Genomic DNA, 20532 nt, shown 5'->3' with positions numbered 1-20532 from the left:
CGTGGTGGACGGGTGCGGGTCGGCGGTTGGTGAGGCGGGTGATCAGGCGTCGGATCTCGGCGAGGCTGTAGTGGGTGAGCTGGGAGGATCCGTTTCTGCTTTCTCCGTATCGAGGTGGCGGGCGCGCAGGACGGTCAGGCAGGCGTGGGCGGCCATGGCCAGGGTCATGTGGCGGTGCCAGCCGGGATAGTGGCGGACCTGGTAGTCGTCCAGGCCGCACTCCTGCTTGGCGCTCTGGAAGCATTCCTCGATCGCCCAGCGGCTGCGGCGATGCGGATCAGCTCGTCCAGGGTGGTGTCGGCCGGGCAGTAGGTGATGTAGCAGGAGATCTCCTCGGGGCGGCTGACGCTGCGGCGGGCCAACACCCAGTGCCGGCGGTCGGGCCGGTGCCACGGCCTCACCTCCACCCGCGCCCAGTCGTAGATCCGCCGGCCGTGGGCGCCCTCGCCGCAGGAGCGGCGTTTCCACTTCTGCCGCGGCAGGCCGTCAAACAACTCGTGGACGGGGTGGTCGATGGACCAGCGGGTGACGACGGTGTCGTGGCGGGTGGTGGCCATGACGTGGAAGACGTCGGCCTGCTCCAGCTCGAACCGCCAGCCCTTGGAGAAGCCGTAGGCGGCGTCCGCGGTCACCCACCGGAACGGGATGCGATCGGCGATCGCGCGGCGGACCATCGCCTTGGCCATCGCCACCTTCGTGGCGAAGGCGACCTCGTCGCCGATGCCGGCCCGCCGGCACCGTTCCCGGTCTCCTCCGTCCAGGACGTGGGCAGATACAACCGGCGGTCGATCAACGTTCGTCCGCGAGCGGTCGCATAGCCGAGGAAGACGCCGACCTGGCTGGGGGGTACCCCCTCTGGGGGATTTTCCGTCCGCCGGCGGTGCCGGAATACTGCCGCTGCGCCCCGGCCAACCGCACCCCCTTCTTCAGAAAGCCGGTGTCGTCCACGATCAGCACCGCGTCCTGGTCGCCGAGATGCTCGACCACGTACCGGCGCACGTCGCCGAGCACCTCATCGGCGTCCCACTCGATCCGGTTCAGCATCCGCTGGATAGGTCCGGACCGTCGTGACCGGCCTCCTCGGCCAGCGTCCAGCCGTTCTTGCGCTGCAGCGGAGCAATCAGCCCCCACACGTAGGCCAGTGCCGACTGCCGCGGCTCCGACCTGTTGAACCGGTGCACGAACCACTCATGCAGAGCATCCAGTTCACCTGCCCACAACCTGACATCAGCAAGGCCCCCACCCATGACCACACCAACGACCGACCTGGCCAACAGTCACGGCAAACACCGTTGCAGTACTAGGCTGGAGTAAATCCGGACCTGCAGGAGCGTGCCCGTCGCCGTCTGCGCGGCCGTCCGCAGATAGCTGATGGCCTTTGGGACCAGGCCCGGTTCGCCGGTGAGTTCGCCCAGTGTCAGCAAGGTGTTCGCCAGGGCGAGCAGGACGCTGGCGTGTTCCTCGTCGTCCTCTTCGGCGACGGAGTCGGCCAAGGCCCGGGTCAGCAGATCCAAGGCTTCGCGTGCGTCGTCCGGCTCGCCGGTGCGAGTGGCCCTGGCGTCCAGGGCGATGGCCAGGCGCAGTCTGCGCAGGGTGAGTACGGGCTCCCCACTGGGCGTGGCATCGACCGTCGTGCGCAGCAGCGTGATTGCCTCGTCAAGGAATGCGGAATTCCCGTTGTGCTCGTACGAGGTGTGCAGGGCCGCTGCCAGATCCTGTTCCACCGCGTGCTGTTGCGTGCTCCCCGGAACAGTGACGGAGACCGCCTCCCGCAGCACACGCAGTCCCTCGGCGACCGCTTCGGGGTCGTTCTCGGCTTCATCGCGCAGCAGCAGGGCTGTGCCCAGGGCGTGCAACACTCCACTGTCCGGGGAAAACTCGGGCGCGATGTCCCGGTATATCTCGATACCTTCGTCGAGGGCGGCCGTCCAGTCGGCGGCCGAGGCGACCGAGCACAGCGCTTCGGCCAGCGCGAACCGCGCCATGGACCGCGCTTCGCCGGGAGCCTCCGCCACGGCTCTGCGGGCCGCGTCGAAAGCTCGGTCGAGTGCCTCGATGTCTGTTCCTGAATCTGCTGACCTCTCCAACGCGTTGCCGAGCCGGACGATGAGAGCAGGCAACTCGTCCGATCCGCGCGGGGCATCAGCAACAGCGCGCACCATGCAGTGCACAGCTTCCTCGAGTTGGGCTTCGGTGCCGGTTCCTGTCGTATGCACCAACAGCAGTGCGTCCGCGAGAGTGCACAAGGCCGCGCACCACCATTCCTCTTCCGTTGACAGGCCGGCGAGGGCGCGACGGGCGGCGGTGACCGCCTCGCCCGCCTCCAACGGATCGCCACGTAAAGACAGTTCATGGCGCTGTTGAAGCAGCAGACTGAGGTTCAGATAGAAGTGCCGGCGGGTCCGTTCGGATGTGGTGACCTTGATCGCGCGCCGCAGGAGACGCTCGGCGCGGCGCAGCCGTCGTCGCGCGGCCCGCTCCTCGGCCCGTGTCATCCATGTGGCCGCGCGGTCGTTCCAGTGTGCGGCAAGGCGGTTGCGCAGCCGGCGCCTCGCCCGGCGGACCAGGGCGCTCGGGAATCGGAACGGGTTCGGTGTGTCACGGTCGCGGGCCATGGGGACATTGTCGAAGGGACAGAACGAACGCGGGCACGATTCCGACGCGACGTCATTCGGGGGTGGGGCAGTGTTGGAGGAGATCTTGACCGGGCTGACCGTGTCGGTGCTCGGTTCCGGCGCGACCGTACTGTGGCTGCACCGGCGCAGACTGCGGCTTCTGCTGCCGGCGCTGCGGCCCGGTCGGCGGATGCGGGTGTCGGCTGCCGTGCTACTGCGCGTCCAGGACGACGGCGGGTACGTCCTGTTTCATTCGCCGCGCCGCCCTGGCTCCTACGGCCCGCCGGGCGGCGTCGTCAAGTACTCGGCGGTGGCCCGCCCGGACCTGGAGCGTCTCGGCTTTCATGAGGAGCCGCGCAGTCAGCCCGACATGAGGCACGACCTGAGGGGGTTCGTGCCCTCCAGATCGGTCGCCGGATTCGCACGCTGGTGGTCCAAGGGCGAGGGACGGGAGTCCGTGACGGAGTGCCTGCGCCGTGAACTGGGCGAGGAACTGGCCGAGGTGGGGCATGCGGACCATGGGGTCGATCTCACGAGCGTCGACTTCGTCGTCGTACGCACTGTGCTGGACGGTCCGCACCGCGTTCCCGGGCAGTCGTACCGGCAGCTGCGTCTGATGGAGGTCTGCGATCTCGATCCTGCGTCGTCCGGTGCTGCCGATCTGCGACGGCTGCTGCTGGATTTTGCGGAGGATCCCTCCGATGAGGAAATTATCCAGGTGTCGGCGTTCGATATTGAGTACGGGCGCCGTGACAGGTGCTACATCCAGCCGCAGTCCGCATATCTTTTCGGGGAGCGGCGACTCAACGCGGACCTGCCAATGCTGCGGTGAGGCACGCAGGACGGCGTCAGCAGCCGGTGTGACAATAACCGGCCCAGACCAGCAGTGAGTTCGTCAGGCGCGCGGAGCGCAGGACGGCGTGCAGCGCCGTTGCCGGGTTTTCGCCACTCGCCGGAGCCGCTCCCGTACAGGCCGCTGCAGTCGCTGGCGAGGTCGCCGACCAGCGGGCGAAGAAACCGCCCGTGATTTCCGGAGCGCTCACGTCGAGCACCGACCACAGGCTTGCCACGATTTGCCGGAACCCGGAGATCTGGAGCGCGCCGGCCAAAGAGAGGGCCTCGTCGGGCAGGGTCAGGTCGCCCAGGGCGCTCTCGCAGGAGGACAGGTAGGCGAAATCGGCGGTACGCAGCCGCAGCGCAGCGATCTCCCGCATGGTCAGCGGACCGTCTTGGGTGTGCAGGGCCGCGCGGCCGGGGTCGTTCGGGCTTTGGGCGCTGTGACCCACGAAGAGCAACCCGCGGTGCTGGTGGAGTTCGGCCGTGACACGCGCGAGGGTCGCCCTGCGTCCGGCGAGAACCACAGAGCGACCCTTCAGCCCTGGGGGCTGCGCGGCGCGAACCGCTCGTACCTCCCGTGCGGCGTGCCGGAGGGGTGGCCTGCCCGGGACGCGCGGTACACAGACCGTGAGCAGGGAACGGATGCCCTCGGGACCCTCAAGATCCTCGGAGTCCTCGGCTCCGGCAGGCCACTCCCGGGAGGCAATCAGGGAGCGCAAGGTGGGAGTGTAGGAGGAGATCACCCGGTCGGTGACTCCGGTGTCGTGGAGGCGGGCCGTGTCGTAGTGCTGGGCGGCATGCAGGGGGAGCAGGGCAAGGGGTCCGGTGGGGCACCACCACAGGCGGGGCCAGTCGTCGTTGCGGTGGCCCAGGCCGAGGTCGGTGAGCACCGGCTCGGCCACGGCGCTCCACAGCCACGCCAGTGTCTCGCGCAGGGTCTCGGCTGCGGCCATACGCTGCCGGGGTGTACTGGGCCGCCGTAGCGCCGCGACGAGCCGCAGGTGGGTGCGGGCGACCGTGTGCAACCGGTCCCGGGTCAGACCGGGCAGGGGGACGCAGCGGACGCCACCGGTGGTGACGATGAGCGCGTCGCAGCGCAGCCTGCTCACGTTGACGACGACCACTGGGCCCTGCTCGGCTGCGGCGCGCAGTTCGGTGGCATCCGGGGGCAGCAGGAACTTTTCCAGTCCCGGTATGCGCCGGATCCGTTTCAAAAGCGTCTCGCGTTCGGCGGCCGCCGTCGAGCAGCGTGCCATGAGCTGGGCGAATGCCGGAGCCGAGGGCTCTGCGGGTTCCCGCCAGTCGAACGTACGGCGTTCGAGGACGCTCTGGAGCCGGCGCAACCGACGGGCCAGCGCGGGCTGAGTCTGGTCGAGCAGTTCATGTCCGCTGCGTCCGCCGACCGCCTGGGCCAGCAATACCCCGCGTCCCTGTTCGAGCAGCTCCAGTGCCGAATCGGGACGGCCCTGTGTGATGGCACACGCGGCGGCTTCCGCAGCAGCTCCCGAGAACTCGCGCAGCAGCCGCTCCTGGTCCATCCGCGCCAGCCCGAACCAGGCCAGCGTCTCCAGCATCCCGACGGCATGCCGGTAACCGTCGAGCGCGTCCACGCGTCGTGGATCGACCGAGGCCGCGAGCCGTCCCCGATATAAGGCGGCCCGCGCTCGCCCCAATACGGGGGCGGTGGCCACGCCGGCGGCCGCGGCGTACGCGGCAAGCGCGCGTTCCCGCTCCCGTATGGCCTGTCCGGCGGGTGCGGGACGCAGGGCAGGGGGCGGCGCCCCGTCGGTGGGAAAGCCCGCGACGCGAGACGAGCGTCCGGCAGGTGTGGATCTTCCGGCGTGCGGCGCGGGCGCGCCGGAGGCGAAGTCTCCGGCGCGGGCTGCGAATCCTTTGGAGGTCGAGCGTCCGGCGTGTGGCGTGGCCAGTTTTGCGCGTTCCTCGTGGGCTGCGCCCAGGTTGGTCAGGTAACGGCAGCGGTCGGGGTCCTCGGTAGGGCCGCGTACGGCTTCGCGGAGCAGGCTCACTGCGCGGTCGAGGTCGGACGGGTCCCGGTCGGCGCGGTAGCGGCCGATGAGTGCGTTGCCCAGGTTCGACAGGGCGCCCGGGCGGCCGGGGTGACCAGCGGGGGTCAGCGCGAGCGCCTCCTCGTACGCCGCGACGGCATTCCTGACGTGCTCGGAGCCGCCCTTTACGTCATAGCGCCTCTGGTGCAGGGTGCCAAGGGTGTCCAGGTGCGCCCGTCGTAGCCGGTGCGGGTGGCTCAGTGCCTCCTGGAGCGCGTCCTCGGCCAGTTCGAGCGCTGTGTCGTCCTTGGTCCGGTCGAAGACGCGCAGGCAGACGGCGGCAAGGTTGCCCAGCCGCAACGGCCAGTCCGGGTGGTCGCGCGGGGTCGCCGCCACTGCTTGTGTCATGTGGTCGAGCGCGGCCCTCAGCGCGTCCGTGTCCGCCGTCTGCTCGAAGTGGCGCACTAGCGCCCGCGCCATGTTTCCCTGCCGGTTGGCCTGCTCGGGGCCATTCACCGAAGGCGCTTGCAAGCTGTCGGCCAGCAGGCTTACCGCCTCGGCGAGTGAGCCCGCGTCGCCTGTGTGCTCGAAGCGGGTGATGAGCGACGAGCCGAGGTTCGACTGGTACAGCGCGCGGTCCGGGTCGTCGTGCGCCGTGGCCCGCAGCGCCAGGCGCTGGACGTGCACCACCGTCTCCAGGTCCGCCGTGGAACCGCCCGAGATTTCGAAGCGCGCGGACAGGGACGCGCCCAGGTTGCTCAACAGAGCAGCGCGGTCCTTCCCGCCGTGCGGCGCGGCAGCGGGACGCACACTGCCGGCCGGTGCGCCGGCCGCGCGGGCAAAGTCGGCCACCGCGGCGTCCAGCGCGCGCCGGTCCCCGGTCCGCTCGAACAACGCCCAATGCGCGGAGCCCCGGTTGCTGTGGAGTGCGGCCAGGTGGGGGTGTTCCGGCGTGGCCACCGCGAGTGCGCCGTGCAGCAGAACAAGGGCGCGGCGCACGGCGTCGGTGTCGTTCACACGCTCTGCGTGCTCGAGCACGCGCATGCCCACGGCGTGCCGGGCGAGCGCCAGGACCTGGGTGTCCGGGATGCCGCCGTAGGCGGCCCGGTACTGATTGAGCAGGAGTGGATCGGGTCCGTCGGGCGTGAGCGCCAGGGCGGTCAGCATCACCTCCGCGGCGGATCGGACTTCACCGGTGTGCCGTTCGGGGTCGTGCCGGCCGCGCTGCCGGTGCAGCTGCGCCACGAGCATCGCAGTCCGCAGTACCTCGACCGGCACGCCCGTTTCGTCCCGCGGCGTCCAGTCGACACCGGCGAGCACCTCGTCAGCCAGCAGCAGGGCCGTATCGGCGAGGAGCGCCGTGGCGTCGTCCGTCTCCTGGCAGTCGTGCAAAAGCGCACCGAGTTCTGCCGCGGGGTCGCGGTTGAGCGACTCCTGCCGGTCTGCTGCCGCGCTCAGTGCGTGCCCTCCGGGGCAGTCTGCGCGCTCGGGGGGACCGGCTTCATGTTCCGGCCCAGCAGCCAGCACTTCGGGGGCATCAGATCGGCGGTCCGGACTCGCCGGCACAAGTCACCGGGGCAGCCGAACTGCTCGCCCGCCGGTTCCCATTCGTCGAGCCAGGCGCTGTCCGTCTCCTCATCCGCCTCTTCGGCAATGTCGTCGCCGTGTCGTACGACCGAGTCGTCCCGACCCGCGTCGAGCCGCTCGATTTCGTCGACCAGTCGCTGCCACCGCGGGAGCAGGGCGGTGGTGGGCGTGCCGGGCTCGGTCACCAGCATCCGCCAGTCGTCCTGAAGGGAATGAGCGTGCGCACGTACCCGGATTTCATGGAACTGCTCACATATGTCATCCCAGGTCAACGGCCCCGTTATAGCCCCGTCCACCGCGCCCGACCCGGTCACGTCGTCTTCCTTGTCATTCGCAGTGTGCACGGTCGGATCGTAGCTGCCATACCGCCTGTGCGTTGCCGTATGTGCCGACGTGGCTACGCTGTATCGGATGCCGCGGTCGCGGTTGTTACGGGCAGGGGGCAGAGTGCGGATCACGTTCGCCGATCAGTTCGACAGAGCGGCCCGGGCGCGTATCTCAGCCGCGCTGCACAGGACGTGGACGGCCGAGGGAGATCAGGGCGTACTGGGGCTCCTCTCGTGGTCACCCGAACAGATTTTCGTGGAGAGGCGGTTCAGCGAAGGTCTGAGCGGAGCACTGGTCATCGGTCTGCAGGTGAAGACAGACGGACTGTGGACCCGGCACGTGGCCAAACTGGCCCCCGCCGAAGAGGCACACGACGAACTCCAGGCGTTTCGGCAGATTTTCTCCCAGCTCCCCAATGTGCTTTTCGTACCTATTCGTACAGCCACCCCGGGCGCCAACGATCCAGCCGTCGCGCAGGACCTCGAACCTGACGAAGCGGTGGTCTACGTCGATGTGGCTACGTGGGCCGGATACGAGCCGGACCAAGAGGTGCTGAGCCTTGAACAGTTAGTCGAGCTGGCAATGGCACCGAAAGATACCTCAGGCGATATTGCACGCGCCGTGTCCTCACTGGACCGGCTGCTGAGCGCCGCCTCCCAGGCGATGTACCAAGGGGCGAGTCCTCGGCGCGACCACAGCGACCGGATGGCGGCAAAGAAGTCGTTTGGCCCTGATGTATGGGTGGTGGTGAACGGCGTCGACTCAAAAGGCCAGCCAGTGTACGGCAGTGCGGACAAGAAGACCCTCGAAGCCCATGTGCTGGCGCCCTTGGAAGTCGTACGGGCAGGACTCGCACCCCCCGGAGAGGAGGGAGTCTTGTCTCCGGGACAGTCCGTCACGCTCACTGTGCCCAAACCACGGACCGCCGACGTGCCTGGGCTGCAGACCACCGACAAGGGCTTCCTGATCCGCCGGGACAACGCGGTAGTAGCCGTTGAATTCGAACCCGGCTGCGATATGACTGCGCTGCGCAACCTGGACCTGGACAAGGTCCAGTACATCCACGGCAAGGTGACCGACACCCGACCACATCGCGCCCGGCGCCGCATCGCCGCCGCCTTGGGGTCGCTCGGCCCCACACCGGGGATCATCCAGGTAGACGGCACGCGTGCCCGGGATCCCTTCGCCCTGCTCGAACAAGTCGTTTGTGAGCGCACTGCCGCCACCCTCGTCGGTATGGTCCACGGCGACCTCAACCATCGCAACGTCCTGTTCTGCGATGACCGGCCCTTCCTCATCGACTACGCCAAGGGCCAGCGCGGCATGCCGGTGCTGGACGATCTGGCATGGCTGGAGCTGAACATGCTGCGCCGGCCCCTGGCCGACGGGCTGTCCTTTAACGACCTCATAGCCATACAGCGCCTGCTGCTGCTCGGCGACCTGGTGGCGGACCTGCTACCGCCGGGTCCTGACAGCCTCGGTGCGCTCGGCGAACGGCTCGCCGGTCTGGTTGCCCACCGGGGCCAGGGCGTGGTCACCGCGATCCGGCTGCTCGCCGTCCTGCGGGCGCGGGTACGGCAAATCTGCGCGGGCAAGGACACCGGCCAGCCCTGGTGGAGCGAGTACCAGGTTGCCCTGCTGCTCTCCGCTCACCGCGCGTTCAAGTGGCCGGACAACCTGCAGACGACGGCATGCTGGCGTGCTCAGGTGGCGTCGGCCTGTGTCGCGACGGAGGCCCTGGAACAGGGCGGCCCTTGCCTCGACCTGTGGGACGCCGCCGAACTCAGCTCTGCTGTACAGGCATTGTTGCCCATGCTCCCGGATGAGCCGGATCCCCGAGCGGCGGGTCTTTTGGCCGCGGTGGTCAAAGGGCTGCCGGCGGACAGAAACTTCGGCACCGGTCTCACGGACGTCCTGCAGGGCTGCCGCACCGCCGTGGCCCGTGCGGTGGCTGGTCCGGCGGCGCACCGCCGACGCCGGCAACTGGACGAGGAACGGGGGGTGCGCACCCCGTTCATCGACCTGTCCGCCGAGACGGCTGCTCCGGCGCCCCGGGACGGCCGGCGGATCTGGTCCGACGCGCCCAGCGCCGTCGACCAGGTGATGGCCGCGTCGCACGCCCTGGTGCTCGGAGGAGCCGGATCGGGCCGCACGACGCTGCTCGACGAGGTGGAACGCAGAAGACTCGCCGCCCTGCTGGACAGCGGGCCGGAGAGCACCCAAGGGACGGCGACGGCTGTGCCGGGGCTGTTGCCCGTGCGTCTGGCAGGGGATGCCATCGACCAGTGCACGGATGTGGAAAAACTGGAACAGCAGGTCATGGCGGCGCTGGAGACGATGGCACCCGGCGCCGACAAAACGGGCCTTCTCACGGCGGGCGCGGTGCACCTCCTGGCCGATCTCCCTGGCAACACGAACGCGACGGCCACAGCCGACGCACTGCGGGAGTTTTGGGCCCGCCGGCCGGCCGTGCCGATCACGGTGGCGGTACCGGGCCGGGAGCCGGCCGCCGTTTACGACGCCTGCACCACCGTGCGCCTGCTCGGTCCCCGGCCGGAGGAAGCGGCCCGCTACCTCGCCCGCCGCTCCGCGCAGCGCGGGCTCGGCCCGGAGCACGCTGCTGAACTCATCGACCTGGCAATGTCTGGCACATGGGCAGAACTGTTACGGGAGGGACGCTGCTCGCCCCTGCTGCTCTCGCGTCTGGCCCGGTGGCCTGTCGGCGCGCCTTCACGGCGTCGGCCGGGCAATGAACACGAAGTGTTGGACGCCTGCTTCGCCGAGGTTAGTGCAAACTGGCCCAACACGGTGCGTCGTTATGTGAAGGCGCGAGCGGCGCACCTCATCGATCCCGAAGAGGTGTCGCTGGGCGGCAACGAACCTCCAGAAGATGTGCGAGCCTTGCTCATCGCCTCAGGAGTGCTCACCCCGGAAGGGACCTTCCACCGCGTCGAGGAACGTGATTATTTCGCGTTCCGCTGGCTGCGCGCGAGAACCCAGGACAGACAGCTGCTGCGGCGATTGGCCCTGCATCACCGCTGGTATGAGGCCTTTCGGTGTTTGTCCGCGCTGGCACCGTCGTCTAGGGAGTGGCTGCCGCAGCTTGTGGAGGACCTTGCGGAGGCCGACCCCGTGCAGGCTGCCAAGTTGCTGGGAGCTCCGGCCCGTCCCCCTCGCAGGCTGGTCGAGGCCTTCCTGCATAGTCGGGCGGCGATCCTCGCCGACCGGCACGCCGGAGAGCTGGAGCACATCGCGGCGGCCGACTCGCTGGCCGCGTTCGACGCGCCGGTGGCCTACCGCCACCTGCTCACCGCTCTGTCCGACCCGGACGGCCCGCAGACCGCCCGGATGGCGGCGCTGCGGGCCCTGGTCACGGCAGCCCGCACCACGCGCCAGGCCTCGCAGAGCCGCCGTCTGGCCGAGGAACTGGCCCACCGCCTGGCCCCGCTGCTCACACTGGACGCCCCGCAACAATTGACGCTGTCCGCGCTGTCCGCCGTTGGGACACTCCGCCTGCACCGTCTGGCGCTCTACGCGGCCGACCTGGTCCGACCCGGTGCCCCGTGGCCCCTGGTGCGGGCCGCACTGGTCACCCTGGATGCTTTGGGTGCCTCCCAGCCCGCAGCCTTGTCGGAAGCCCGGCTGGCAGCGGAACGCGAAGGGCTGTCGTATGTCGAGCGGGCCATGAACGGTCCGCTCTCCGGCCGCGAGGCCCGTGACCTTGCTGTGGAGCGGGAACGGCTCGTGCAGCAGCTACCGGGCTCTGAGCGGGTTCGCGCACTGCTGGAACGGCGCTTCGCGCCTGGGATCGGGGAACTGTCCGGGGAACTGCTGGAGGAGTACGTCTGCGGCACGCCGCGCCCCGATGAGGCGACGCCCGCCGAAGGCATACTCTGGAACAAGGGTGAACCCGCGACCGCCTACGACGTGCTGCGGACAGCCACCGACGCGCTGTGCCTCGCCGCCGCGCTGCACCGACTGCTGTACGACGCTCCCGAGCGCGCCGCCGACGCCTTCGCCCTGCTGTCTGGTCCGGACTCGCCGGCCGGGGCCGGGCTTCCGGAACGCGCCGGTGCTGTCGCGACCACCGTGCGAAGGTTGCCCACCGGACTACTCACGCAGGCCGAACAGTTCGCGGTGACGGCAGCGGAGGCATGCGATTCGGCCTCCTCCCTGGAAGGCATCGCGGCACTCGTCGACACCGTCTTCGCCCGCGACCGACTGGCCGGGTTCCGACTCGCACGCCAGGTTCACCGCGCCTTGGCCGCTGCCGGGCTGTCGGCCCGCTTCCACGGCGCCTGGAACGCCACTTTGACCCGCTGCTCGGCGAATCCGACTGCCGTCGCCATTTTGCTCTGCTCACCCGACACAGGCGACCAAGACCTCGCCATCGACGCCTTGGCCGACCAGGGCTTTCTCCTGCTGGCGGGACCAGTCCCGGACGGCATAACCGATGGCATTGAAGCCCATTCTTTGGAGGGAGTGTTGCGGCGGCTGCGGAGCGCCGAGCCAGCCGCCGTACCGCGTCTGGCCCGGGCGGCGGCCGTCCTCGGGCTGGTGGATGCCCTGCCCGTGCTGTGCGAGGCGATCGCGCGGCGGGACGGGGCCGACACGGCCGTACCGGTCTCGCTCGGAGCGTTCGGGGTGCGTGAGGTGTCGCCCTTCGCGGATCTGGTGGTGGCGACGGGGTACCTGGCCGCCCGGGCGGGTGCCGGGTGCGCGGATGCCATCCGCGCGTACCAGGCCGTGCAGGAGCTCGACACGGCCGGCGTCCATCCCAGCGTAGCGGTGGGCCGGCTGGTCGCCCTGGCTGTGGCGGGAGACTGGTCGCCCGTGCTCGAGGCCCTCCCGGGCGAGGACCCTCGGCTGCCCGTCATTGCGAGAAATGCCCTTGTCCACTGGCGGCCCGGTCCGTTCACTCCGGTTGACGCCGATGCCTTGGCAGCCGCCCGTCGGCTCGCCGAACGTCTGGTCGCTGGCCACGGACTGACGCCGGAGGACCGCTCCCACCTGTACGGCTTACGGATCGCACTGGAACGCCGCATCGGAACGGCCACCCCCCGGCTCGTTCACACCCCGCTGTAGCGATAGCCCGCCCACTCCACAGGTGGCAGCCGGTCGCGTACTGCGCGGACGGCGGTGTGCAGGGCCTCCGCCACCCACGGTTCACCTGTCCCCGCCGCAGGCGTCCCGTGGCTGTAGATGTGTTGCACGACCTGCGGCGCGGTCTCGTCCGTGACCGCCCATGCGGCAGCGATCACCTGGCGGTAGCCGGCGATCAGCAGCGCGCCCGCGAGGTCGAGGGTCTCATCCGGTAGGTCGGGATCCGACGCTCCGCCCTCGCAGGACGACAGGAACGCAACATCGGTGCCCTGCAGTTCGAGGTCGCAGATTTCGGCGACCGTCAGCGGACCGTCGTGCAGCCGCAGGCAGGACGCCCCAGGACGGCTGGAGTCCTGCCTGCTGTGACCGGCGAAGTGCAGATGCCGATGGCGGGAAAGACCAGCCCGTACCGCTTCCCTCCGCGCACCGGCGTCCTCCAGTATCTCCGTCGGCTCCGGCGTGGCCCGCGTGAGCGCCGCCTCCATTGTCACGTACGGCAGCTCGCTCAGCTCGGGAGTGTGCCGCAGGGCCACCAGCAGACGGCCCGCTGGTGCGGTGGCAGGTATTTGGCGTTTCCTCGCTTCCAGCAGCGCCCTTAGGGTCGGGGTGTAGGCCGAGACGACCCGGTCGACCGCGCCGGTGTCCACACCCCGCTCAGGGTCGTAGGTCTGCGCTGCGTGAAGTGGAAGCAGTCCCAAGAGGCTGGCCGGGCACCACCACAGCCGGGGCCAGCCCTCTGCTCGGTGTCCCAGGCGCAGGGTGTCGAGCACAGGTTCCACGACCCGTGTCCACAGCCAGGCAAGCAGCTCCCTGAGGCGGGCGGACAGGTGGGTTCGGCGCCGATCCCCGAGCCGAGGAAAGCGGCGCATCCCGGCGACCACCTCGGTGTAGGCCACCAGGGCCTTGCGCAGGTGCGCGGGCGTGACCCCGGTCAGCTCGCACACCCGTACTCCTTCCCGCGTGACAATCAGCGCGTCGGAGCGCAGAACACTGGCGTTGAGCAGCACCACGGGCCCTTGCTCAGCCGCGATGCGCAGGGCGTCGAACTGCGGTGGGCTCAGCAGTCCGGCCAGTTCGGGGCGCGCCGACGCCTCGGCGACCAACGCGTCCCAGGTGCGTGCCAGCTCCAGTGCCCCCGCTCGACGCAGGCCCTCCGCGACACCGGAGGCACCAAAGCCTGCGGCCGGTTCCCCGGACGGCGACAGTGCCAGGACGAGGCTGCGTTCGGTCGCCGCCCGTTCCAGGCGGCGGCGCACCTCGTTCATGCGGTCGGCGAGATCGGGGGCGACCGCGCGGATGGCTTCCGCCGTGCTCCGCCGGTCCATGAGTTGTGCGTGCAGGACACCCCGGCCCAACTCCAAAAGCTCTACAGCACGTTCGGGCTGCCCAGCGCGCAGTGCCACTGCCGCGGCAGCGCTCGGGGTGCCGGCCACCTGGGAGAGCACGATGCCACGCTCCTCGTAGGCCATGCCGTGCCACGCGGCCACCGGCATCAGCCCTACCGCCTCCTCGTATCCGGCGAGTGCCCGATCCCACCGGCGGGCCGGCGCAGGGCGCGCCTCCTGCCGGAGGACTTCGGTGGCGCCCCACGAGCGGGCTGCCTGGAGCCTCACCACAGCGGGCGCGGTGGACGTCCGGCATGCTCGCCGATAGGCCAGGACGGCTGCGGCACCCGCCCGGATATCGCCCGTCTCCTCAAAGCGGGCACGCCGGGCGTGCGCCAGGTTCATCAGCACCGCACCCAGATCGGGATGGCCTGGCGGGAGCAGCCGCACAGCCAGCTCTCCCACCCGGATTGCCTCCAAGAGGTCCTTGCTCTTCCCGCCGTGCTCGAAACACATGTGAAGGGTGGTGCCCAGGTTGGTGAGGCGACCCGCCCGGGCTACCGGGTCACCGGACTCTTCGGCGACAGCTTCCCGGCCCACCCGCACTGCCTCATGCAGGTCCTCGATCCGGCCAAGCTGCTCGAACCGCATCCGCAATACGCCACCCAGCGCGGACTGTACGGCGGCCAGATCCGGGAACCGCTCGGCTCGGCCCCGGTCGGCGGCTGCCCGCAGATCACGTAACGCCCCCACCAGGGCGTCCGAGTCGGACAACACACGCCAGCGGGCGACCTGTGCCAGCCCTCGGTTATGGAGGTACCCCGTCCGCTCGGCGTCGTCCTCCGGCAGGATGTCCAGAACTTCTGTCAGAGTGTCGATCGCGTGCTCGACGTCCAAGACGGCCCGAGTGTGTTCGAAGCGGGCCATGAGGATGCCCGCGTACTGTCCAAGGCGGTGCGCCCGCCGATAGCCGGGCGCGCTGGCTCGTACGGCGTCCAGGGCCGCGGTAACCGCGTCATGCAGGTCGTCCAGGTCACCGGTCCGCTCGAAGCGCGTCCGAAGGGCTACTCCGAGGTTGGACAGGTGGCCCGCGTGTTCGTCGTCACCGACACCACCGTCCACGCCGGTCTCGACGACCTCCCGGAACAGCGCCACCGCTCGGTCACCGTCGTCCGGTGCGGCATCGTTTTCGAACCGGAGCTGATGATTCAGGGCGACTGCGGACAGGACGGTGGGCCTGCGGGGATCCTCGGACCCGAGTGCCTCCAGCGCTTCTGCTCCAGTCTGAAAGGCCTCGTCCAGGTAGGCGCGGGGGCCGCCGTGACGGAAGGCAACCTGGAGACAGTGGCAGAGGGTGAGCATCACGGCCGGGCGCTCGGCATGGTGCTCCGGCAGCAGGTCACGTGCCTCCCGCGCCAGGTCGACGGCCCGGACGAGGTGTGCCGGGTCGGGAGCCAACTGGTGGCGCTCTCGCAGTGCCAGGGCCAGACCGGCACAGCGCCCGGCCCGTTCCGGGTGCCCGGCGGGGGTCGCCGCCAGGGCCGCATCCAGATGGACGATGGCAGCGTCGTGGTCGGACAACTGCCCGGACTGTTCGGCGAGAGCGAGCAAGGTCAGCCCGAGCACGGCCAGTTCGTACCCGGAATTCGGGTCGACCTCATCAACCGCATCGACCGGGGTAACCGGATCACAGGGATCACCAGAGCCTCTTTCGCCAGCAGGTCCGCCGGCTTCGGTAGGGAGCTCGTTCGCGCGCTCGGCCAGCTCCAGCGCTTCCGTCAAGTCCTTGCGCTTACCGCGCCGTTCGAACCGCGCCCGGAGCATGTCGGCGAGCGAGGCAAACAGAAAACGCCGGTTGGGAGCGTCCTGCGGGAGGTCGGCGATCACCAGCCGCAGCTCCCGGACCGCCTCATCGAGGAGCGCATCCCCGTTCCGCACCGCCCGGCTGAGGTGGTACCGCAGTAGGACGGTGTTGGTCGCGGCAGGCAGTCGTACCGGGTGATCCGGCGGTAGTACGGCGGTCAGGCCCCGGCCGATCTCCAAGGCAAGCACAAGGAACTGGGAGGCAGCAAACTCTTGGGCCACCTGAGACAGATCGATCATGAGGTCGTGCTGGAAGGCGGGGCTTTGAGTCTCGGGGCGCTGTCGACACAGGCGGAGGACCGCCTCCAGCAGCCCCTGCTGCTGAAGACCGGTTGCGAGCAGCATGGCGAGGGCGCCGGCGAGTTCACGCAACGATCCGGGGTTGCTGCTCACCGCGTACCGATGCCAGTGGAGGGCCGCGGCGGCCCGGTACAGGACTTCGGTGTCGCTCTGTACAGCCGCCTCGCGTAGTCGGCCCAGCAGGGCTTCCGCGTCATGGGTGAAGAGGACCGCTGGCCCCTCGTCCAGGCTCGCTTTCAGCAGGGCGGCGCAGGCCGCAGGAAGGGCGCTTGCGGGCTCTGTTGTGTCGGTCACACCTCCATGATGGTCGCACCGGCTTCATTTAGTAACGGAATACTCATGTTCGAGTGTGATGCGAAAATTGCAGTGGTAGCCCTTGGGCAGAGCGCTGCTGTTCAAGGACTACCGCGTTGTCGCCATGGGGGTCACCCCGCGGTGGAGGAGCCGCGCATGCAGTTCGAACAGTGCCATTGGGAGGTCCAACCAGAAGCCACAGATTACGAAGCTGACGCGGGGGATGGGTGGGGCGCTCCTGCCGGTCAGGGACGTGATCGTCCGCCAGCGGCCGGCTTTCGTGTTCGTCAGGGCGGACACGAGTGTGGTGACGCAGCAAGCGCTTATACGAGCCTTGGTGAGGATCCGCCAATTCTTCAGGTCGGCGAAGCTGTGCTCGTTCGCCGCGTACTCGCGGCTGATCAGATGGCCCGCCTTCTTCTGGGCGGCGGTGAGCGAATGGCTGCGGATCAGTCGGTGGTCAACGACGATCACCGGGTCGTCAGGGGCATCCTCCAGAGCAGTGACGAAGCAGCCTCGCCCGGTTGGGTTGACACTGTGGACATCAGGTCACGATTCGGAACGTTGCTTCTATGAGGGCACAGTTTCATCACTGCCGAGTTCATCGATGGGCACCGAAACGAGAGCCGCGAGCATGACGTCCGGCACGTATGGCGCCCTGCGGAGCAAGGGGCCTGAGGGTGCTGACGCGGCCTGGGCAACTCATCGTCTACCCCAGCGGGTGCCCTTTTCGCTGCGGATGTGGGCGCGTTCACGGCGTTCAGCAGCCAAGACGTCGCAGTGGTGAGCATTGGCGCTGTACCAGTGAAGATCCACCATCTTGAGGGCGCTGGTCACGGGGCTGGCGTGAGTCCTTGATCGTCTCTTCGTGCTGGTTACGGGCGGTTGACGGAACTCAAGATCGTCTGCCGTCTCGGCGATCACGGATCCACGGGTTCCCCGGCGTGACCGGTCTGCCACGCGTGTGAGAGCTTCCTGACAGGCCGAGGAGCGGCCATTACGTCGGCTACTACGGTGCTGAGTGGTAGTCGACCGATGACAGGTGTGGGGGAGCGGGCGTCTTCGCCCGCACAGCCCAGCAGAATGGAGCACACATGCAGGACTTGGCCCGAGGTGCCGGCTTGGCCTACGACGCGTCCGTGGTCCTCCGGATCGGGAGCGCGGTTTTCGTTGTGTGTGCGGACGAGCGTCTCCAGTCCCTGTACTACCGCGTGGACGGGGGAGTCCGGTCCGTGTGGCGCCATCTGCGCGGTTCCGAGATCCATCCCGGGCTCCTCCAAGAGGCTGAGGAGGCAAACGGCAAGTTGTGGGAGCAGGCCTCTGCACTCCCTCTCCCCGAGGATTTCCTTGCCGGTTACCGAGACCTTGCCGCTGCCACCCTCGCGCATCTGGATCGGGACGAGGCCATGTCCCGCGACGAGATCTCCGCGCGTGCCATCGAAACGGTCGGCTTCCTCGAGGCCGGGCTGGACACTGCCGCGGGCGCCGTGGTCTTCGAACGGTCGTGCCAGGCGGCCACCGAGTCACTCCTCGAGGGCTGGGCTGAGGACCGACTATCCACGATGAGACGGGTACGCCGCGAGACCGACGTGTGGGCCCTGGCATACCAGCGGTTCGTGAGGCCGGAACTGGGGCGCTATCACGGCTGACGATCAGTGAGGTTCAATTAAGATCCACCGTCTTGAAGTCCTGGTCACGGGGCTGGTGTGAGTCGTTGATCGTTTCCTCGTGCTGGCCGGGGGCAGTTGCCCGAGCTCAAGATCGTTGCCGTTTTGGCGATCACTGATGCGGAGATTCCCCGGTGTGCGAGGGTCGGCTGTCCGTACGATCCGGGCGGGAGGTGCGTCAGGTGACCCAGGATGCGGAACCCGACCTTCGTGAGCTGATCATGGCCCGCAGGGCCGAACTCAAGCTGCAGGCAGAGAAATTGAGCCAGCAACCCCAAGAGGTGCGTGACGAGCCGGAGGAGCTCGCCGTCGCCGAGCGCGTCGCACGCCGGCTGGCCGAACAGCTGCACGCCGAAACGGAGCGAGAGGCTACGCCGGCCCAGGCTGCCGGGCAGGTCGCGGGCCGTGCGGTGCTGCTGGTGCCGCAGCGCGAGCGCGGCATGAACGAGGCGATGCTGCCCGAGGACTACCAGCGGATCATGGAAGTGGTGCGGCAGGCGGACGGGCCGGTCATGGTCAAGCAGGTCTGTGCCGAACTGGGGATGTCCACCGAGCTGGCCCACTCGGAGGCGCTGCGCGCGAAGCTGAACCGGCTGGCCGAGCGGGGTTGGCCACGCAAGCTGGCAGACGGAAAGTTCACCACCACGCTGTAAGTTCGTGCCCGCCACCACGGACCACGGCCCGGGCCGTAACATCTTTGCCGCCGACGGCAGTTGATGTCGTATGCGAAACAAGACCAGCCCCGCCGGGGGTGCTGAGACGGTTGTCTACCAGTCCAGTCTGCAGCTGTCCACGACCACGTTGGCCTTCCTCGGCAACCTGCTGCGCGGCCACCTGAAGAAGATCGGCTCCCGGTGGCGCAAGCTGCCGCCCGGGAAGATCGCCACGATCGTCCTCGCTGTTCTTCGCCATGACCAGCGGCTTGCCGACATGGCGGGAGGCAACCGCATCTCAGCGACCACGGTGCGCCACTGGGTGCTGGAGGTGATCGGATTGCTTGCCGCGCGGGCCCCACGGCTGGAGCGGGCGCTGAAGAAAGTCACCCGAAAGGGCGGCCACGTCGTCCTGGTCGATGGCACTCTGGTCCGCACCCGGCGCCACACCGGAGTGGACAACCGCCGCAACTTCAGCGGGAAACATAAGACCCACGGCCTGCTCTTCCTCGCGCTCACCGGCGACAAGGGCCGCCTGCTGTTTACGCGGCGACGCTGCTGCGGGCGCTGCTCGTGCTGACCAATGCCGAAGTCGCACGCTGACAGACGATCTTGAGAGCAGACAACCGTCCGCGACCAGCACGAGTACGAGATCACTCATTCACACCAGCCCCGATGACCTGCAGGTTCGAAGTTGGACGAGTCTCAGTGCAGGTAGGCGCGCAGATCCCGGAGCTGCATAACGGGGGTTTGGGTGGTTGAAGTTCCCCACCCAGGAGTACTGACGAAGGGATTACATGAGCTGTCCGGCTGCAGCCGGTGCGGTGAGCGGAGTGTGCCCGTCATGAGGTGCTCACCTGGACAGAGCGGACCTCTGCGGTGGCGCAGGTGGTGCAGCGGCCGTCGCCGTCGGGGTGGGCGCGGCGGGGGGTGGGTCCGGGGCAGGTGCGGCAGGGTGGCCAGCCCAGGCAGGTCGGGCAGAGGTCCTCACCGGGTGCGGTTCCGGGGACTCCGCAGCCCGCGCATTCGACGAGCGCCCGGTAGGTCAGGGCCTCGTTCACCGTGCGGGCGGCGGCCCTGGTCGAGGAGCGTTCTGCCGACCACTGCTCGGGAACCGGCGCGGTGAACGGCTCGGCCGGCCGGTGCGTGCCCGGGTGGCCGGCCGCGGTGGTGGGGGGTGGGTAGGCCTGGGCGGCGCGTAGCCGGGCGGCGATGATCGCGCCGACCGAGGTGCGTACCGGGTGGGGCAGGGGCCGGTCGGTGATGACGTGGCGCAGCTGCTCGGCGCTCCAGCCGGCTTCCAGCATGACGGTGACCACGCGGCCCTGGTCGGTCAGTGCCTTGCCCGTCAGCAGCAGCTCGGGACGGCTCGCTGCGATCTCCAGCAGCAGCCGGATCCCCGGATGCATCTCGTCGGCCGGCGGGGCGGGCGCGGGAGCGGTCGGCGGGTGCGGCTGGTCCGTCCCTGCGGGAGTGCGTGCGGCGGCGCCGGGGGCGCACGGACGGAGGGGTCTGGTGTTCTGCTTGTTGGTCTTCTTACTCATGGTGTTCTTAGTGCCGGGATTAGCCAACATAGGTTCAGCCAATCCTGGAAAACCCGACTCTGGTTGCGACCTGCGGTTTTGCAGGGCGGGCAGGTCGGTGATGAAGTATGCGGCCGCCCCGAGGGTGCCGTCGGGATGACGCTGGCGTTCCCGGAGCAGGAAGCCGTACTTCTCCAGTTCTTTGAGACCGGTGGTGATCGCGTCCGTGCCTTCTTTGCCGTGGCGGACCAGCTCGCTGACGGTGATCTGCCAGCCGTCGCGGTGCGTGGAGATGTAGCCGAAGATCCCCTTCGCCTTGAACGACAGCCGGCCGTCACGGAACAGGCCGTTGGCGATCTGAGTGAACTGATCCGCGGCCATCACCCCGCGCCGGATCCCCGACGCGAAATCGGTGTCACAGTCGGCAGCCGG

General features: G+C 69.0%; 11 protein-coding genes and 2 pseudogenes. 5 read left to right on the top strand and 8 right to left on the bottom strand.

Annotated features, from left to right (window positions below; all coding sequences use genetic code 11):
* Window positions 1-42: 42 nt before the first annotated feature.
* Together ACIF8T_RS38255 and ACIF8T_RS38250 are read right to left on the bottom strand one after the other, a co-directional pair.
* Window positions 43-1247: pseudogene (locus tag ACIF8T_RS38255) on the bottom strand (IS701 family transposase).
* 30 nt (window positions 1248-1277) lie between these two features.
* Window positions 1278-2615: a hypothetical protein gene (locus tag ACIF8T_RS38250; RefSeq protein WP_400041821.1), complete on the bottom strand. Its 1338-nt coding sequence runs from the start codon at window positions 2613-2615 to the stop codon at window positions 1278-1280.
* Between the two features lie 70 nt (window positions 2616-2685).
* Between ACIF8T_RS38250 and ACIF8T_RS38245 the strand changes: the two genes are divergently transcribed.
* A complete protein-coding gene (locus tag ACIF8T_RS38245) occupies window positions 2686-3447 on the top strand; it encodes a hypothetical protein (RefSeq protein WP_400041819.1) in 762 nt (253 codons plus the stop codon).
* Between the two features lie 16 nt (window positions 3448-3463).
* Here ACIF8T_RS38245 and ACIF8T_RS38240 read toward each other — a convergent pair whose 3' ends face one another.
* Complete coding sequence (locus tag ACIF8T_RS38240) at window positions 3464-6850, bottom strand: CHAT domain-containing protein (protein ID WP_400041817.1); 3387 nt, start codon at window positions 6848-6850, stop codon at window positions 3464-3466.
* Between the two features lie 62 nt (window positions 6851-6912).
* A complete protein-coding gene (locus tag ACIF8T_RS38235; protein WP_400041815.1) occupies window positions 6913-7389 on the bottom strand; it encodes a hypothetical protein in 477 nt (158 codons plus the stop codon).
* A 103-nt stretch (window positions 7390-7492) separates the two neighbouring features.
* On the opposite strand from ACIF8T_RS38235, the gene ACIF8T_RS38230 reads away from it, so the two are divergent.
* Window positions 7493-12457 carry a hypothetical protein gene (locus ACIF8T_RS38230; protein ID WP_400041814.1) on the top strand — a complete coding sequence of 1655 codons (4965 nt, stop codon included), beginning with the start codon at window positions 7493-7495 and terminating at the stop codon, window positions 12455-12457.
* Here ACIF8T_RS38230 and ACIF8T_RS38225 read toward each other — a convergent pair.
* The 3 genes and pseudogenes from ACIF8T_RS38225 to ACIF8T_RS38215 form a co-directional block, all read right to left on the bottom strand.
* A complete protein-coding gene (locus ACIF8T_RS38225; RefSeq protein ID WP_400041812.1) occupies window positions 12442-16257 on the bottom strand; it encodes a CHAT domain-containing protein in 3816 nt (1271 codons plus the stop codon). The genes ACIF8T_RS38230 and ACIF8T_RS38225 overlap by 16 nt on opposite strands.
* A gap of 108 nt (window positions 16258-16365) precedes the next feature.
* The gene (locus ACIF8T_RS38220) at window positions 16366-16731 is read right to left on the bottom strand and encodes a hypothetical protein (RefSeq protein WP_400041810.1); all 366 of its coding nucleotides are present in this window, start codon (window positions 16729-16731) and stop codon (window positions 16366-16368) included.
* Between the two features lie 228 nt (window positions 16732-16959).
* Window positions 16960-17067 (bottom strand): annotated as a pseudogene (locus tag ACIF8T_RS38215) (integrase); the annotation flags it as partial.
* Between the two features lie 284 nt (window positions 17068-17351).
* Here ACIF8T_RS38215 and ACIF8T_RS38210 point away from each other — a divergent pair.
* The 3 genes from ACIF8T_RS38210 to ACIF8T_RS38200 all read left to right on the top strand — a co-directional run bounded on the left by ACIF8T_RS38210 (window position 17352) and on the right by ACIF8T_RS38200 (window position 19157).
* Entirely contained in the window at window positions 17352-17906 is a 555-nt protein-coding gene (locus ACIF8T_RS38210) for a hypothetical protein (protein WP_400041808.1), read from the top strand.
* 200 nt (window positions 17907-18106) lie between these two features.
* A complete protein-coding gene (locus tag ACIF8T_RS38205) occupies window positions 18107-18577 on the top strand; it encodes a hypothetical protein (protein WP_400041807.1) in 471 nt (156 codons plus the stop codon).
* Between the two features lie 70 nt (window positions 18578-18647).
* The gene (locus ACIF8T_RS38200; RefSeq protein WP_400041805.1) at window positions 18648-19157 is read left to right on the top strand and encodes a hypothetical protein; all 510 of its coding nucleotides are present in this window, start codon (window positions 18648-18650) and stop codon (window positions 19155-19157) included.
* 262 nt (window positions 19158-19419) lie between these two features.
* On the opposite strand, the gene ACIF8T_RS38195 is transcribed toward ACIF8T_RS38200, so the two are convergent.
* A partial coding sequence (locus ACIF8T_RS38195; RefSeq protein ID WP_400041803.1) for a hypothetical protein occupies window positions 19420-20532 on the bottom strand: 1113 nt, incomplete at its 5' end.

The organism is Streptomyces sp. NPDC085946, from assembly GCF_044540485.1.
Classification (GTDB): Bacteria; Actinomycetota; Actinomycetes; order Streptomycetales; family Streptomycetaceae; genus Streptomyces.
This window is presented reverse-complemented; position numbering and strand designations above follow the sequence as displayed.

Bases quoted from the DNA above. Each gene is read 5' to 3' on its own strand.
- ACIF8T_RS38250 (WP_400041821.1), bottom strand. From the start codon at position 2,615: ATGGCCCGCGACCGTGACACACCGAACCCGTTCCGATTCCCGAGCGCC.
- ACIF8T_RS38210 (WP_400041808.1), top strand. From the start codon at position 17,352: ATGCAGGACTTGGCCCGAGGTGCCGGCTTGGCCTACGACGCGTCCGTG.
- ACIF8T_RS38200 (WP_400041805.1), top strand. From the start codon at position 18,648: ATGCGAAACAAGACCAGCCCCGCCGGGGGTGCTGAGACGGTTGTCTAC.